At 72.4% G+C, this 15,349-nt stretch carries 14 protein-coding genes; 1 reads left to right on the forward strand and 13 read right to left on the reverse strand.

All coding sequences use genetic code 11. The features are described 5' to 3' along the window. Positions 1 to 47: 47 nt before the first annotated feature. From ASH01_RS02135 to ASH01_RS02180, 10 genes are all read right to left on the reverse strand, one after another. Positions 48 to 1,094, reverse strand: coding sequence for an NAD(P)-dependent alcohol dehydrogenase (locus ASH01_RS02135; RefSeq protein WP_056770774.1), 1,047 nt, complete (start codon positions 1,092 to 1,094; stop codon positions 48 to 50). A gap of 103 nt (positions 1,095 to 1,197) precedes the next feature. After that, positions 1,198 to 1,992, reverse strand: coding sequence for a ParA family protein (locus ASH01_RS02140; protein ID WP_056770777.1), 795 nt, complete (start codon positions 1,990 to 1,992; stop codon positions 1,198 to 1,200). 13 nt (positions 1,993 to 2,005) lie between these two features. Further along, complete coding sequence (locus ASH01_RS02145) at positions 2,006 to 2,731, reverse strand: FkbM family methyltransferase (protein ID WP_056770780.1); 726 nt, start codon at positions 2,729 to 2,731, stop codon at positions 2,006 to 2,008. A gap of 241 nt (positions 2,732 to 2,972) precedes the next feature. Next, positions 2,973 to 3,650 (reverse strand): maleylpyruvate isomerase N-terminal domain-containing protein, encoded by a 678-nt coding sequence (locus tag ASH01_RS02150; RefSeq protein ID WP_056770782.1) that lies wholly within the window; start codon positions 3,648 to 3,650, stop codon positions 2,973 to 2,975. After that, a complete protein-coding gene (locus tag ASH01_RS02155) occupies positions 3,643 to 4,527 on the reverse strand; it encodes a RecB family exonuclease (protein WP_235508477.1) in 885 nt (294 codons plus the stop codon). Before ASH01_RS02155 ends, ASH01_RS02150 begins: the two co-directional genes overlap by 8 nt. Before the next feature lie 55 nt (positions 4,528 to 4,582). Beyond that, positions 4,583 to 5,521 carry an NAD(P)H-dependent flavin oxidoreductase gene (locus ASH01_RS02160; protein ID WP_056770789.1) on the reverse strand — a complete coding sequence of 313 codons (939 nt, stop codon included), beginning with the start codon at positions 5,519 to 5,521 and terminating at the stop codon, positions 4,583 to 4,585. Further along, positions 5,518 to 7,293, reverse strand: a complete 1,776-nt coding sequence (locus ASH01_RS02165; protein WP_056770791.1) for a class I adenylate-forming enzyme family protein — start codon at positions 7,291 to 7,293, stop codon at positions 5,518 to 5,520. Before ASH01_RS02165 ends, ASH01_RS02160 begins: the two co-directional genes overlap by 4 nt. A 115-nt stretch (positions 7,294 to 7,408) precedes the next feature. Further along, the gene (locus tag ASH01_RS02170) at positions 7,409 to 8,413 is read right to left on the reverse strand and encodes a winged helix-turn-helix transcriptional regulator (protein ID WP_056770794.1); all 1,005 of its coding nucleotides are present in this window, start codon (positions 8,411 to 8,413) and stop codon (positions 7,409 to 7,411) included. Then, the gene (locus tag ASH01_RS02175) at positions 8,397 to 9,914 is read right to left on the reverse strand and encodes a carotenoid oxygenase family protein (RefSeq protein WP_056770797.1); all 1,518 of its coding nucleotides are present in this window, start codon (positions 9,912 to 9,914) and stop codon (positions 8,397 to 8,399) included. Before ASH01_RS02175 ends, ASH01_RS02170 begins: the two co-directional genes overlap by 17 nt. A 49-nt stretch (positions 9,915 to 9,963) precedes the next feature. Further along, positions 9,964 to 11,214, reverse strand: coding sequence for an acetyl-CoA acetyltransferase (locus tag ASH01_RS02180; protein ID WP_056770800.1), 1,251 nt, complete (start codon positions 11,212 to 11,214; stop codon positions 9,964 to 9,966). Positions 11,215 to 11,385: 171 nt separating this feature from the next. Between ASH01_RS02180 and ASH01_RS02185 the strand changes: the two genes are divergently transcribed. Further along, positions 11,386 to 12,615: an acetyl-CoA C-acyltransferase gene (locus ASH01_RS02185; RefSeq protein WP_056770802.1), complete on the forward strand. Its 1,230-nt coding sequence runs from the start codon at positions 11,386 to 11,388 to the stop codon at positions 12,613 to 12,615. 20 nt (positions 12,616 to 12,635) lie between these two features. On the opposite strand, the gene ASH01_RS02190 is transcribed toward ASH01_RS02185, so the two are convergent. The 3 genes from ASH01_RS02190 to ASH01_RS02200 form a co-directional block, all read right to left on the reverse strand. Continuing rightward, positions 12,636 to 13,250: a MarC family protein gene (locus tag ASH01_RS02190; RefSeq protein ID WP_056770805.1), complete on the reverse strand. Its 615-nt coding sequence runs from the start codon at positions 13,248 to 13,250 to the stop codon at positions 12,636 to 12,638. Further along, the gene (locus ASH01_RS02195) at positions 13,247 to 14,137 is read right to left on the reverse strand and encodes a PHP domain-containing protein (protein ID WP_056770808.1); all 891 of its coding nucleotides are present in this window, start codon (positions 14,135 to 14,137) and stop codon (positions 13,247 to 13,249) included. Before ASH01_RS02195 ends, ASH01_RS02190 begins: the two co-directional genes overlap by 4 nt. A gap of 164 nt (positions 14,138 to 14,301) precedes the next feature. Further along, positions 14,302 to 15,237, reverse strand: coding sequence for a type IV toxin-antitoxin system AbiEi family antitoxin domain-containing protein (locus ASH01_RS02200; protein WP_056770811.1), 936 nt, complete (start codon positions 15,235 to 15,237; stop codon positions 14,302 to 14,304). Between the last annotated feature and the right edge of the window lie 112 nt (positions 15,238 to 15,349).

The raw sequence follows: 15,349 nt of genomic DNA on the forward strand, positions 1-15,349 counted from the left end.
TGGGACCCGGCCGTACGGCCTACGCCCTCGGTGGGGCGACGGTTGGATCAGGCGTTGATCGTCGCGGTGTCGATGACGAAGCGGTAGCGCACGTCGCCGGCCACCACGCGGTCGTAGGCCGCGTCGACCTCGTCGGCCGAGATCGTCTCGACCGACGCGCCGATGCCGTGCTCGGCGCAGAAGGCCAGCATCTCGGCGGTCGCTGGGATTCCGCCGATGTTCGAGCCGGCCACGACGCGGCTGCCTCCGACGACGGCACCGGGCGCGAAGTCGTAGTTGCCCGTGGGCAGCCCGACGTTGGCGATGACACCGAGCGGGCGCAGCAGGCCGATGTAGGTCTGCATCGGCAGGTCGGCGCTCACCGTGTTGATGATGATGTCGAAGGTCCCCTTGAGGCCCTTGAGGACACCCTCGTCGCCGGTCGCGAAGTAGTGCGTCGCGCCGAGCGCCTCGCCGTCGCCCTTCTTGGCGTCGGTGCGGCTGAGCACGCTGACCTCGGCGCCCATGGCGGCGGCGAGCTTGACGGCCATGTGGCCCAGGCCGCCGAGTCCGATGACGGCGACCTTCTTGCCGGGGCCGGCGCCCCAGCGCTTCAGCGGGGACCACACGGTGATCCCGGCGCAGAGCAGCGGGGCGGCGACGTCGAGCTCGATGCCGTCGGGGATGCCGACGGCGAAGCGCTCGGAGACGACGACCTGCTGGGCGTAGCCACCCTTGGTCGGCTCGCCGTCGTAGCCCTTGCCGTTGTAGGTCATGACCGCGCCCTTGGAGCAGAACTGCTCCTCGCCGTCCTTGCAGAACTCGCACTCGCCGCACGAGTCGACCATGCAGCCGACACCGACGCGGTCGCCGACCTGGTACTTCGTGACACCGTCACCGACGGCGGACACGACACCGGCGATCTCGTGGCCGGGGACCATGGGGAAGATCGCGCTGCCCCACTCCTCGCGGACCTGGTGGATGTCGCTGTGGCAGATGCCGGCGAACTTGATGTCGATGAGGACGTCGTCGTCTCGCAGGTCGCGGTGCTCGACGGTCCGGGCCTCGAAGGCGGCTCCGGCGCTCGGTGCGACCAGTGCGGGGGTGGAAATCAAGGGGATTCTCCTTCGTGGTGGGTGGCGACGCTCTCAGGTGCAGCGCGCCCTCACCACGGTTCATTCCCCGTCGGCGGGTCCGGTCGAACGTCTGGGACCTTGCTCACAGCCTCGCGAGCAGCGAGGCGGCGACCTCGCGGTAGGCCTGCGCGCCCTTCGACGTGCGGGCCGTCGTGAGGATCGAGCGGCCGACGGCGGGTGCCTCCGCGAAGCGCACGGTCTTGGGGATCGGTGGCTCGAGGACGGGCAGGTCGTAGCGCTCCCCCACGTCGGCGAGCACCTCGCGCGCGTGGTTGCTGCGACCGTCGAAGAGGGTCGGCAGGATGCCCCACACCTCCAGGTCGCGGTTGAGGATCTTCTGCACGTCGGCGACGGTGTCGAGCAGCTGTCCGACGCCGCGGTGGCTGAGCATCTCGCAGGGCATCGGGATGATGAGGGCATCGGCGGCCGTCAGCGCGTTGAGCGTCAGCACCCCGAGGCTCGGCGAGCAGTCGAGCAGCACGACGTCGTATGCCGTGTCGGCGCCTTCGAGGGCCGAGCGCAGGACGTACTCGCGACCGGGTCGCGGCAGCAGCATGGCCTCGGCGCCCGCGAGATCGATCGCCGATGGCACGAGGTCGATGCCCTCCTCGCACGTGACGACGACGTCACCGAGCTCGGCGGAGCCGGTGAGGACGTCGTGGATCGACCGCTCGACGGTGTCGGGGTCGACGCCCAGCGAGAAGGTGAGGCAGGCCTGCGGGTCGAGGTCGACGAGGAGGACGCGCTGCCCGAGCTCGGCGAGCGCGGCGCCGATGCTCGCGACCGACGTCGTCTTGGCGACGCCGCCCTTCTGGTTGGCCAGGGCCACGACGGTCGGTGCCCTCTTCACGTCGCTGCTGCGGCTGCGGGTCCCCATGCCCGACAGTGTGTCAGGCGCGGGGGCCCGGGATGAACAAGACGTCCGTCGTGCTCCGCAGGTCGCGGACGTCCACCTCGTCGCCGTTCACCAGCGTGGTCCCGTAGCCGAGCGCTTTCAGCGCGTCGAAGGCTGCAAGCTCCTGGGGCCACTCCGGGTGCCCGGCACCCCAACCGACCTCGCAGAGGATGACCGGCAGTGGTGACCACAGCGCGATGGACGGCAACATCCCTGCGAGCACGCGGTACTCCGCACCTTCGACGTCGATCTTGACGAGGTCGGGCACGTCCGTGATCGCGAGACCGTCGAACCGGGCGACCTCGATGTCGACGGGGATCATCGCCTTGCCGTGTGCCTTCTTCTCGACCATGGTGTTCCAGCCGAGGTTGCCGTCGCTCGAGACGAAGATCTCCAGGTGCGAGTCGGCGTCGCTCAGGCCGATGCGGTGGACCGTCGCATCGCAGGGCAGCTCGTCCGCCGTCCGGGCACAGAGCTCGGCCAGGTTGGGCACGGGCTCGAACAGGTGAGCGCGACCCGAGAAGCCGGTTCGCTCGACCAGCACCTTCGTGAAGAAGCCGACATTGGCTCCGACGTCGAAGAGGACGCCGTCGGTCGGTAGGTACGGCGCCACGGCGTCGGCCAGGGTCTCATAGGCTGCGCGTCGCTTCTCGAAGAACGCGTTGGCCCCGTCCAGGTCGACGGTCTGTGCCGTGACGGCGCCCGCTGCACCAGGTTTCACCTCTGCCGGCGGGACCGACGCCGAGGGTGCAGGACGTGCCGGCGGCCCGGGCGAGGCGGTGCGTGACCGCACCAGTCGCAACGTCCAGGCCCGGGTGGCCCTCAGGACCCCCGGCAGCCCTCCACGTGCATAGGCCCTGCGGATCGACGACAGGTCTGGCATGGCACGACAGTAACCACCTACGGGGGTCGGTGGCACTGACGCCGACATTGCCGGGTCGGGTCTCCGGCCTGCGACGAGGTCAGAAGGCCGAGATCGTTCGCGGGGCGCGCTCGGCGCGTGACAGAGCGGACACCAGGGCGCCCTGCCCGTGCCGGCGCGCGGCCAGTCGGGTCAGCAGGGCCATGACGGGCGCGAGCACCTCGTCGGACAGCGTCGGGGCGGTGAAGCCGACGCTCGCGGCGACGTCCTCACCGTGGACGACGATTTCCATCATCCGGCCGGTGAGGAAGTCGTCGCGGCGCAGCGCCCAGCCCGTCCACGGGATGAGGACGGCTCGGTCGGCCTCCTGGCCGGCGAGCACGTCGGGGAGCTCGGCCCGCGCTGCGACGACCCGCCCGAGGACGGCGTCGCGGCCGGCGTCGGCCTGCTCGTCGCTCCCGGACCGGATGGAGACGTTGACGTCGTCGTCGAGGCCGCCTGACACCCATGCCGACCGCGCGTAGTGCTCGTCGAGCGCGATGGCGTCGGTCACGGGATCGGCGCGCAGCAGGGTCAGGGCCGTGACGGGCTGGCTCGCGAGGTGGGCCACGAGGCCGCCGACGCTCCACTCGGGCAGCGCGCTCGCCTGGTGCCAGGCGGCGGCGACGTCGTCCCGGGACAGGATGGCGATGACGTGGTCGGTGGCCGCGAGGAACGCCGGCCGCAGGTCGCGCTCGGGTGCGGACCGGGTGGTGGGCTCAGCGGTGGGCTCAGGCATCGTCGCGCTCCGGTGGGGTCGTCTCGTAGCCGGCGGGCTCGAGGCCGGCCCAGTCGGACTTCTCGGGGCCCATCTGCTGGCCCTCGGGGCAGTGCGCGCGGAAGTCGCACCACGAGCAGATCGCGGAGGTGCGGGGCGCGAACCTCGTCGACTCGACGCCGAGCTCCTTGAACTCGGCGTCGGCCCGGCGCAGGTCGGAGGCGATCGACTCGGCCTCGGCGATCTTGCGCGCGAGGGACTCGTCGGTGTGCTCGTGCGCGGCGATCGTGCCGGAGGGCACGTGGTGCAGCTCGACCCGGTGGCACGGCCGGCGGAACATCCGGGAGGCTGCGACGGCATACAACGCGAGGGGCAGCGAGGTGCGCGCGTCGTCGTCGGTGGGGACCTGGCGGCCCGTCTTGTAGTCGACGACGACGAGCTCGCCCGCGCGGTCGTCGAGCCGGTCGATGCGGCCGGTGATGGCGACCTCGTCGGTCTTGAGCGAGACGCTGCGCTCGATGCCGACGGGCTGGTTGTCGCGGTCGCTGGAGCGGAGGTACTCGGTGACGGCGTCGCGGACCCGCAGCCGCCATCCGGCGGACTGCTGGGGGTCACGGAAGCCCACGTCGATCCACGACGAGCGGACGAGCTCGGCGACGCCGGCCGGCGTCCGCTGGCCCACCGGGAGGTCCCAGAAGTCGCGGAGCGCGTTGTGGGTCGCGATGCCGACCGAGGTGTGGGCGCGCTGCGGACGGGCCTGTGGGCGGGGTCGGTCGAGGTACTGCATGCGGTAGCGCCTCGGGCAGTCGAGCCACGCGAGCAGCCGCGACGGCGAGCCGGAGTAGAGCGGCGTGGGCATGCCCGCAAAGGTCGTCTGCTCAGCCGGTCCCGTCGTCACGCCGACACCCTACGACCCGCCCGCGACATCCACCCGACGACATCCCCAGCCCCGGTCAGTGGCGGCGGGAGGCGACGCGGTCGAGGCGTGCCGCGGCGGCCCGGAACTCGCGCTCGAGCTCGTCGACGACGTCGGCGACCGGGAGCACCGACCGGATGCTCTGGAGCCCCTGCCCGGCGGCCCACAGCTGCGACCACTTCTTCGCCGGTGACTCGGCCGCGTCGTAGCTGCGGACCCCGTCGTGCACGAGGTGGTCGGGGTCGAGCCCGTGAGCCCGCAGGCTCGGCCGCAGCCAGGACGCATCGGCTCCCGTGATGCCGTCGCTGACGACGAGGTCGTCGGGGCCGTGCGCGACGACCATCTGCTTGTAGTCGTCGGCGGCCCGGCTCTCCGTCGTCGCGAGGAAGCGGGTGCCCATGTAGACGAGGTCGGCACCCGCGGCCACGGCGCCGGCGACGCCGGCACCGTCCGCGATGCCCCCGCCCACGGTGACGAGACCGTCGAAGAGGTCGCGCACGGCGGAGACGAAGGCGAAGGGCGACAGGTGCCCGGTGTGTCCCCCGGCCCCGGCGCTGATGCAGGCGAGGCCGTCGACGCCCGCCGCGATCGCCTTGCGGGCGAGGACGAGGTCGATGACGTCGGCCACGACGAGCCCGCCGTACGCCTTGACCGTGTCGATGACCGGACGCGGCGAGCCGAGCGCGGTGATGACGACGGGCGGTCGGTGCGCCGCGACGAGGGCGAGGTCGTCGGCCAGGCGCGTGTTGCTCCGGTGCGTGACGAGGTTGACCGACCACGGTGCCTGACCCGAGCCCGAGGCGATCGCTCCGAGCCACTCGTCGAGCTGCTCGGGCGTGCGGCAGTTCTGCGTCGGGAAAGCGCCGAGGATGCCCGCCCGGGCCGCCGCGACGACGAGCTCGGGCCCCGAGACGAGGAACATCGGCGCCGCCACGACGGGGAGCCGCAGCGCCGCGAGCAGCTCCTGCGGCGTCACCCGCTCGCCCCCGGCGTCCCGGCTCCGCCACCGTCGGGGAGGTCGCGGACCGCGGGCGCGTCAGGTTGCCGCAGGAGCCGCTTGAGCACCTTGCCGACGGGGTTGCGGGGGAGCTCGTCGCGCACCTCGAGCCGCTCGGGCAGCTTGAACGAGGCGATGCTCCGCTCACGCAGCCACCCGACGAGCTCGTCGAGCGTCAGGCTCGTGCCCGGGCGCAGCACGACGACGGCCGCGACACGCTCGCCGAGCCGCTCGTCCGGGTCGCCGATGACGGCGACGTCGGCGACGGCCGGGTGGTCGGCGATGAGTCCCTCGAGCTCGGCCGGGGCGATGTTCATGCCGCCGCGGATCACCTGGTCGCGGGCCCGGTCGAGGTAGCGGAGGAACTGTCCGTGGTCCCCCGCGATCTCGAAGAGGTCCCCGGTGCGCAGGTAGCCGCGGTCGTCGAAGGGGCTCTGCAGCTCCTCGCCGTGGAGGTATCCGGCGAAGACGCTCGGCCCGCTGATGTGCAGCTCACCCGGGTGGCCGGGCTCGGTGACGTCCTCGCCCGTGACGATGTCGACGAGCCGGGTGTCGGTCCACTCCCCGGCCCGGGTCGACCACGTGACCCCCGGCGCGCCGAACCGCGGGAAGAACTGCGCGCGGTCGTCGGGGTCGGGGAAGTCGACAGGACTCGACAGCAGGCCGATCCCCTCGTTGGACCCGAAGAAGTTGATGACGCTGATGCCGTGCCGCTCCTGCCAGCCGCGCACCATCGCGGGCTGCAGCGGCGCCGAGCCGGAGCCGATGCGGGTCAGGCTGCTGACGTCGACGGTCGCCATCAGCGCCTCGTTGCCGAGCAGCATCCACAGCAGCGCGGGAGGCGCGCACGTGTAGGTGGCGCGCTCGACGGCGACCTGACCGAGGAACGTCGGCAGGTCGAAGGGGTGGTGCTGCACGAGGACGCAGCCCGTGAGCAGCCACGGCAGGAACATCCCGCTGATGCCGGCCATGTTGATCATCGGGAAGGGGTTGAGCAGCACGTCGTCGACCGTCACCTGCGGCGCCTCGGTGGTCGCGACCCCGATGGCGAGCCAGTCCATGTGACAGCGCGGGACGCCCTTGGGCGCGCTCTCGGTGCCCGACGTCCAGCAGATCGTCACGGCGTCGTTGGCCTCGTTGGGGTCGGCGGCGGCGCGTGCCTCGACCGCCTCGCGATCAGCGTCCGTGCCCGGGCCCGGGTGCCAGACGCGGACGCCGATGGGCACGTCGGCCGTCTCCTCCTCGGGGCCGTAGGCGATGACGGCCCGCACCGATTCCACTCCACCGAGCGCAGTCGCCGCGTCCACGGCCAGGGCCCGGTCACCGAACCGGGCACTGCCGAGGTATGCCGTCACGCCGGCCCTCGCGCACATGGCGGCCACCTCACGCTCGCGCAGCTGCACGGGCAACGGCGACACGACGACGCCGAGGCGCCAGGCGGCGAGGTAGACCTCGACGAGCTCGACCGAGTTGGCGAGCTGGACCGCGACCACGTCACCTCGGACGAGCCCGAGCGACATCAGCCGCGCGGCGAGGGCCGTGACCTCGTCGTCGAGCTCGCGCCACGTCAGCCGTCGCGGCGCCGAGCCGAGCAGCGCCTCGCGGTTGGCGGGGTCGACGACGGCGAGGGCGTCCCCGCGGGCGCGCACCCGCTCGGCGAAGAGCCCGTCGAGGGTGTCCTCGCCCCACCAGCCCCTGGCCCGGTAGTCGGCGACCTTCTCCGGCGCGTGCAGTCCCCGTGCGTTCGCCATGGCTCGGCGCTCCTTCGTGGTTCGGCGTGAGGTGGTCACTGCGAGCTGTACGTGTACGTGTGCCTGAGCTGCGTTGCTGCTGCGGGTCTTTCGTCTCGGGAGTGGCTGCCCGCCTCTAGCGGTCGGACCGGCGGTGCGCGCGTGGCACGACCTCGATGTCGCTGCCGTGGAGGTCGGCCGAGCACTGGTCACAGGCGAGCGCGACGGCGAGCGGAGCCCCGCACGGCACGTGCTGCTGCACGAGCGCGGGACCCTCCTCGGCGGCATACCAGTGGTGCGCCCAGTCGATGGCCACGGCGACGACCGGGTAGAAGGCGTGGCCCTTGTCGGTGAGGTGGTACTCGGCGCGGCCGTCGGCACCGCCCGTCCGGCGCCCCCTGGCCTCGAGCACGCCGATGTCGCAGAAGGCGCGGAGCCGCTCGGCGACGAGGCTCGGCGGCGCGCCGAGGGCCTCCTCGAAGTCACCGAAGCGCGTCAGCCCCCGGAGGGAGGCGCCGATGAGGGCGGAGGACCACCGGTTGCCGAAGATCGCCATCGTCTCGGGAAAGAGTCCCGCGGAGGACCGGTCCACGCGGGGGTCTGAGCGCCGCCGCGTCGTCGACTCCGGGACGGACCGCTCCCACGAGCCGCTCGGCCCCCACTCGGCGTGGACGTCGCCGGAGCGCACGACCTCGCGGCAGCCGGTGCACGTCAGGACCGGTGCGAAGTTCTGGCCGCAGAGCGCGTGGCGCATCGCCGGGAGCGTCGCGGCGTGCCGCGGCACCCATCGCCGCTCCCAGTCCCAGATCGCGATGGTGACCGGCCACAGCCCACGGCCGCGCTGGGTGAGGACGTACTCGGCCCGGACGGGGCGCTCCTGGTAGACGACACGGCGCAGCAGGCCCTCGCGCTCCATCGTCGCGAGGCGGGAGGTGAGGACCGCGTTGGAGATGGCGACCTCGTCGAGGAACTGGCCGTAGCGGGTCGTGCCGCGCAGCGCCCGCTGGAGGATGAGGAGGGTCCACTCGTCGCCGAGCAGCCCGAGCATGCGTCCGATGGCGTTCGTCGACCCGGGATCGAGCCGGTTGGGCACCGTGCCGGGGTCGACGTCGTCGACCACCGGCTCAGAGACCGATCGCATCCGCTGCCGTGTCAGCCGTGCTCCACCGTCGCAGCTCGGCACCCGGGGCCCAGGTCGAGTGGGTGCCACTCGAGATCCGCTCGGGCAGCCGGAGCTTGCAGACCGGCCCGTCGGAGACCCGGGCGGCGTCGAACACGACGCAGTAGGAGGCGTCGTCGTTCATGTCGGTCGTCAGGGTCACGAGGTAGCCGTCGTCCTCGCCGGCGCTCCCGACGCGCGGCGCCATCGCGGTCTCGCTGCCGAAGACGTTGTCCCCGAAGGAGTATCGCTCCTCCGTGCCCGAGTGGAGGTCGTGCTTGACGAGGCCGTCGAAGAGGAACCAGGCGGGCTTGCCGGTCGCGGCGTAGGCATACCGGTACTTCCCACCGGCGTACGAGCCGTTCATCATGCCGAACTCGGTGATGCTGTCGGAGAGCGGCGACTCGGTGACGAGGCCGGTGCGGAGGTTGAGCCGCCAGCGGTGCAGGCGTGCCTGCATGCGGTCGAGGGCGAGGAAGCGGAAGGCCCGCTCCCACCGGTTGCCCATGCCGTTGTCCTGCGGCTCGGGGTCGCCCTGGAAGAAGCCGTCTAGGACGATCTCGTCGCCGTCCTCGTACGCGTTGACGAAGTGCAGGACGTACGTCGGGTCGGCCTCGAACCACCGGATGTCGCTCGTCTTCCCGCGCCGCGGGATGACGGCGAAGCGGCTCGGCATGTCACGGTGGAAGCGCGCGACGTGTGCGCCCTTGGCGAGGGCCTCCGGCTCCCAGAAGAGCGGGAAGTCGTTGAGCACGACGTAGTTCTCGGTGAAGGCCATGTCGTGCGGCAGCCGCGGCCCGGGCAGCGGGACGTCGACGTAGTGGACGAGGTCGTCCGCCTCGTCGACGACGCCGTAGTGCATGTACGGCGCCTCCTTGCTGTAGTTGAAGAAGAGGAGCTCGCCGGTGCGGTCGTCCACCTTCGGGTGCGCTGAGACGCCCCAGTCGAAGGGAAAGCGGCCGTTCCACGTCGCCTTGCCGAGGGTCTCGGCCGACGTCGGGTCGACGCGGTAGAGGTCGCCGCACTGGTAGAAGCTCGTGAGGGCCGTGCCGCGGTGGACGATGACGTCGGTCGACGACGCGTCCTTCATCTGGCGGCGGGCGCCCCAGCCGTCCTCACGGAGCGAGAGGTAGGGCGGTTCGGCCAGACCGGCCCACAGCGACTGTCCTGCCTCCTGCTCGGCGAGGAAGCCGTCAGTGCGCACGAACCGGTTGCGGTAGAAGGCTTTTCCGTCACGGAAGCCGACGACGTGGACCATCCCGTCGCCGTCGAACGGGTGGTAGTGCTTGAGCGAGGGGTGGACGGGGTTCTCCGTGTTGCGGAGGTAGACCCCGTCGAGGTCGTTGGGCACCTCACCCTCGACGACGTCGAGGTCGTCCGCCCTCCACTCGGTCGTCTGCGGCTGCCACGGGCCCGTGCGGTAGGGATGGTCGTCGTCCGCGGGCAGGGTCGACAGCATCCGACCGACGATGTCGACATCCATCCGGGTCTCCTTGGCTCTCAGTGGTTTCCGTGGTTCGGGGAGTTCGCGTTCAGTCGGCGACGGCGCCGACGACGAGGCTGACGGTGGTGGCGGTGCTGCCACCGAAGTTGAGCGTGCCGAAGGTGCGGGCACCCTCGACCTGGTAGTCGCCGGCAGTCCCGCTGACCTGCTTGGCCGCGTCGACGAGCATGCGGATGCCGCTGGCCCCCACCGGGTGGCCGCCGCCGATGAGCCCACCGCTCGGGTTGATGGGCAGGCGACCACCCAGGGCGATCGAGCCGTCCTCGACGGCCTTCCACGACTCCCCCGGACCGGTGAGCCCGATGTGGTCGATGGCGAGGTACTCGGTCGGGGTGAAGCAGTCGTGCACCTCGAAGCCGTCGAGGTCCTCGAGGATGACGTGGGCCCGGTCGAACGCGTCGGTCACAGCCCGGCGCACGTGCGGCAGGACGTAGAGCTCGTCGCGGTCACGGTCGAGCTTCTGCCGGAGCCCGAGGCCGACGGTGCGGTGGCCCCATCCCTCGATGCGCGCGACCGGTCGTCGCCCCGGGTGGTCGCGCAGCCACGCGTCGGAGACGAGGACCACCCCGGCGGCGCCGTCGGTGACCTGGCTGCAGTCGTAGCGGCGGATCCGGCCCTCGACGACGGGGTTTCGCGTGTCGTCGGTGGCGTCGGGGCCGGTGAGGTCCGGGACGTCCCAGCCGCGGGTCTGGGCGTGGGGGTTGCGTCGGGCGTTCGCGAGGTTGAGCGCCGCGATGGCGCGCAGGTGGGCCTCGTCGAGGCCGTGCCGCCGGTCGTACTCGTCGGCGATGGCGCTGAAGACGTGGGGCCACATGAAGCGAGCGCCCTCACCGTCGTGCCCCACCCAGGCGGCCGCGCCGAGGTGCGTGGCCGCCTCGTCGCCGGGCACGGTCTTCTCGAGCTCGACGCCGAGCACGAGGGCACAGTCGTAGTGCCCTGCCCGGAGGTCGGCCATGGCGGCGAGCAGCGCCACCCCGCCCGACGCGCACGCGGCCTCGTGCCGGGCGGCCGGAACACCCCACAGGTCGGGCCGGACCGTCGCGGGCATGGCCCCGAGGTGGCCCTGACCGGTGAAGAGCTGGCCGAAGGCGTTGCCGACGTGGATGACCTCGACCTCGGCCGCGCCGGAGCGGCTCGCCTCGAAGGTGCGGTCGACGATCTCGCCCACGAGGTCGGAGACGTCTCGCCCCTCGCGGGTCAGGTGGCGCGCGAAGTCCGTCTGCGAGCCACCGAGCACCCAGACCCCCGTCGGGGAGGTGCTCGAGCTGCCGCCCGTCATGTCCGCCTCCGCTCCCGACGCCGCCGTCGGTGCCCAGCCTTGCCCTTCTCCGGGCACGGTACTACAACTAGCAGAGTGACTCGCCGGGTGCGACGCGGCCGTTCCGGGTCCGGGCCGGACGACCAGGAGCGGCAGGTCTCGTGAGCTCCGGCAGGACCGAACGGAGGACGAATGGACGACGGCGACGACGCGTACGTCCTCGATGTCGTCCGCACCCCGCGCGGGCGCGCGTCCGCGCGGGGTGCGCTGCACGGCCTCACCGCCGTCGACCTCGTCGTGCACCTCCAACGGGCCCTCGTCGAACGCACCGGGATCGACCCGGAGCGCGTCGACGACGTGACGCTGGGCTGCGCGACCCAGGTCGACGAGCAGGGCGCCGACCTCGCCCGCACGGCCACCCTCGTCGCCGGCTGGGGCACCTCCGTGCCGGGTGTCACGCTCAACCGCTTCTGCGCGTCCGGCATCGACGCCGTCGGCCAGACTGCGGCCCGGGTCCGCGCCGGCGACCTCTCGCTCGCCGTTGCCGGGGGCGTCGAGAGCGTGTCGCGCGTGCCGATGTTCGCCGACCGCGGCGCGCTGTATGCCGACCCCACCCTCGTGCGCCGTCTCGGCTCGGTCCACATGGGCATCGCTGCAGACCTCAACGCGACGCTCGAGGGCTTCACCCGCGAGCAGCTCGACGCGTATGCCCTCGAGACGCAGGCCAAGGCGACCCGGGCACGCGTGATGGGTGCCTTCGCCCGGTCGCTCGTCCCGGTACCGGCCGACGACCGCGGCCCCGGCCTCGACCACGACGAGCTCGTCCGGCCCGGCACGACCGCCGAGTCGCTCGCGGCGCTGCCGCCTGCCTTCGCGGAGCTGGGGTCGGACGGCCAGGACGACATCGCGCTCGCGGCGGCGCACGGCATACGCCCCCTCGACCGGATCGAGCACCTGCACACGGTGGGCACCTCCCCCGCCGTCGCGGACGCCGCAGCGCTGCTGCTCGTCGGTTCGGCGCGAGCCGCCCGGGCCTCGGGCCTCGCGCCGCGGGCGCGGATCGTCTCGGCCGCGTCGACGGCGGTGGACCCCGTCGTCATGCTCACCGCCGGGCAGTCGGCCGTCGAGCAGGTGCTCGCGAGGGCCGGCCTGTCTCCCAGCGACATCGACGTCTTCGAGTTCGCCGAGGCCTTCTCGGCGCTGTGCCTCCGCTTCCGCCGCGACCTCGACGCTGGGCCGGACCGGATGAACCCGGACGGCGGCACCATGGCGATGGGTCACGCCTTCGGGGCGACGGGCGCGATCCTCGTCGGCCAGTGCGTCGAGGCGCTCGAGCGCCGTGGCGGGCGCTGGGGCGTCGCGGCCGTCAGCGGTGCCGCCGGCCTCGGCACGGCCGTGCTCGTCGAGCGCGTCGACGGTTGAGCGGCCCGGCGCTTCGGCCGTCAGCCCTCGCCGTTGACGAACGCCCGCACCGAGTCGGCGACCATCTGCACGGCGATCGCCGACAGCAGCAGCCCGGCGATGCGGGTGAGCAGCATCGTGCCGCTCTCACGCAGCAGTCGGCGCACCTGCCCGGCGAAGCGGAGCACGAGGTAGACGACGAGCATCGCCCCGACGAGGGCGGAGCCGACGGCGACGTACGCCCCGGTCGTGTCCGAGCCCTGCACCGCGAGCATCGTCGCGACGATGGCGCCCGGACCCGCGAGGAGCGGCGTCCCGAGCGGCACGAGGGCCACGTTGACGCCGGCGTCGGCGAGCGAGTCGGACTCCTTGCCGGTCAGCAGCTCGAGCGCGACGAGGAGCAGGAGCAGGCCGCCGGCCCCCTGGAGCGCGGCGATCGAGATGTGGAGGTAGTCGAGGATCCTCTTGCCGAAGAGCGCGAACATCCCGATGACGAAGACGGCGACGAGCGAGGCACGCCGCGCCGCGACGTGGCGCTGCACCTTCGTCAGTGACCCGGTCAGGGCGAGGAAGACCGGCACCGCGCCGGGTGGGTCGAGGATGACGACCAGGGTGATGAAGGTGCTGAGGAAGACGGTCGTGTCGAGGACGCTCACGGCCTGACGACCTCCGTGGCCCCGCTCGAGGCCGCCTCGATCGCGTCGAGCACCTCGAGGGACGTCGTGTTCTCGGCGAGACGGTTGCGCTTGCCCTCGCCGTGGTAGTCGCTCGAGCCCGTGAGGAGCAGCCCGAGCCGGTCGGCGAGCGCCGTCGCCCGGGCGACCTCCTCGGGACCGTGGTCGCGGTGGTGCGCCTCGAGCCCCACGAGCCCGGCCTCGCGCATCCGCGCGACGAGGGCGTCGTCGAGGTCGCCCGACCGGGTCCGCGTGAAAGGGTGCGCGATGACCGGCACCCCGCCCGCTGCGCGCACGAGCTCGACCGCCCGTACCGGGTCGGGCGCGTAGTGGCCGACGTAGTAGGGCGAGTCGTCGCCGAGCCACGAGCGGAACGCCTCGTCGCGGTGGCGGATCGTGCCGTTGGCGATGAGGGCGTCGGCGATGTGGGGGCGTCCCGGGGTGGCACCGGGGCCGACCTGCGCGAGCACCTCGTCGTAGCCCAGGGGTATGCCGTCCGCCGCCATGAGCGCGACCATCCGCTCGAGACGCGTCGAGCGGGAGTCGCGGGCGCGGGCGAGCTCGTCCCGGAGCGGCCGGTCGTCGGCGTCGGGGAGGTAGCCGAGCAGGTGGATCGAGGAGTGGCGCCAGGCGCACGAGATCTCGATGCCGCGCACGAGCGTCACACCGTGGACACGCGCTGCGTCGGCGGCCTCGGCCCAGCCGCCGACCGTGTCGTGGTCGGTGATGGCGAGGACGTCGACGCCGGCCGTGGCTGCAGCGGCGACGAGCTCGGTCGGCGTCTCCGTGCCGTCGCTGACCGCCGAGTGGGCATGCAGGTCGATGACCGGTCGTGGGTGCCCTGCACTGTCGGTCCCGGTCGGAGTCACGCCCCCAAGCGTAGGGGCGCGCCGTGCCCACCCTGCCGTGCCCACCCCCGCCGCCCCTCCCCGCAACACACCGTGCAGGTCACAACCCACCGGGATCGGATCACGGTGGGTGGTGACTTGCACGGTGTGTTGCACCAGTCAGCAGGGTCAGGCCGGGCGTGGGGCTAGGGGGCGACGAGCGCACTGGCGGAGCGCACCCGGGCACCGATGAGCCCCGGGCGGGCCAGCTCGCTCCAGATGACGCGCTCGACGGGGTGGCCCAGCCGCCGGATCGCGTCCTCACGTCGCTTCTCGAGCCAGACGACCTCCTCCGGCCCGGCCGAGCCGTCCTCGGCGTCACGCTGGCGCGCGTACTTCACCTGCCCGTCGAACTCGAGGACAACTCCGTCCACGACCAGGTCGACACGCGCGATGAAATGGCCACCGGAGTCACGCAGGACCACTTGGCTCTCGGGGGTGAAACCGAGGCGACGCAGCGCCAGACGAGTTCGGGACTCGCCCACGGACTCGCTCCTGCCGTCCATGAGCAACACGGCCTCCAGGGCCCGCCGGCGCCCTTGGTGCGGGGAGATGAGCGCCACCTCGGTGACCAGATCCGCCTCGGTGACCAGACCTCGACGCAGAGCCGCATCCCCCGCCACGACGGCACAGTCCTGGCCCATCGTCAGGGCCGTCCGAACGAGTGCCCGCGCAGGCGAGACACTCGGAGTGTCCGCGACCGGAGCTAGGACGACGCCGTCGTCCGGATGGAGCCACACCGCCCCGCGGCGCACGCCCTGGACCGTGTCGGTCACCAGGTCGATTCGTGCTGCGTCGTGTCCCCAGAGCGGCAGCCCGAGCACGGCGAGGGCCGCGTGGTGGCTCAACGCGTCACCCGGTCTGGACCTCGCTACCGCGAGACACCCGAGCCGGTAGCGCTCGTCGGGCGACGCGTGCTGCCAGACGGTCGCCTGGACGTAGGCGCCTCGCCGCACCCGAACCAGCTCGCGCGCACGGAGTGCCCGGTGCAGGCAGGCATTGGTGACCCCTGCGGCCAGGGCCTCGTGGGCGGCGAACATCCCGCCTTGGCGGCCGGCCAGAGCCTCGAGTCGTGTGTCCATGGGAGCAGGCTCTGGGGCATACGGCCAGGTTCTCGTAGTCGCGACGGCACCTGTGGACAGAGGGGTCGTCGGCGCGCCGGCTGTGGACGGCCACAACACACCGAGTAGGTCA

This window comes from Terrabacter sp. Soil811 (assembly GCF_001429655.1).
Lineage (GTDB): Bacteria > Actinomycetota > Actinomycetes > Actinomycetales > Dermatophilaceae > Terrabacter.

Bases quoted from the DNA above. Each gene is read 5' to 3' on its own strand.
- ASH01_RS02180 (WP_056770800.1), bottom strand. From the start codon at position 11,214: ATGACGGGCGGCAGCTCGAGCACCTCCCCGACGGGGGTCTGGGTGCTC.
- ASH01_RS02140 (WP_056770777.1), bottom strand. From the start codon at position 1,992: ATGGGGACCCGCAGCCGCAGCAGCGACGTGAAGAGGGCACCGACCGTC.
- ASH01_RS02165 (WP_056770791.1), bottom strand. From the start codon at position 7,293: ATGGCGAACGCACGGGGACTGCACGCGCCGGAGAAGGTCGCCGACTAC.
- ASH01_RS02200 (WP_056770811.1), bottom strand. From the start codon at position 15,237: ATGGACACACGACTCGAGGCTCTGGCCGGCCGCCAAGGCGGGATGTTC.
- ASH01_RS02170 (WP_056770794.1), bottom strand. From the start codon at position 8,413: ATGCGATCGGTCTCTGAGCCGGTGGTCGACGACGTCGACCCCGGCACG.
- ASH01_RS02150 (WP_056770782.1), bottom strand. From the start codon at position 3,650: ATGCCTGAGCCCACCGCTGAGCCCACCACCCGGTCCGCACCCGAGCGC.
- ASH01_RS02185 (WP_056770802.1), top strand. From the start codon at position 11,386: ATGGACGACGGCGACGACGCGTACGTCCTCGATGTCGTCCGCACCCCG.
- ASH01_RS02175 (WP_056770797.1), bottom strand. From the start codon at position 9,914: ATGGATGTCGACATCGTCGGTCGGATGCTGTCGACCCTGCCCGCGGAC.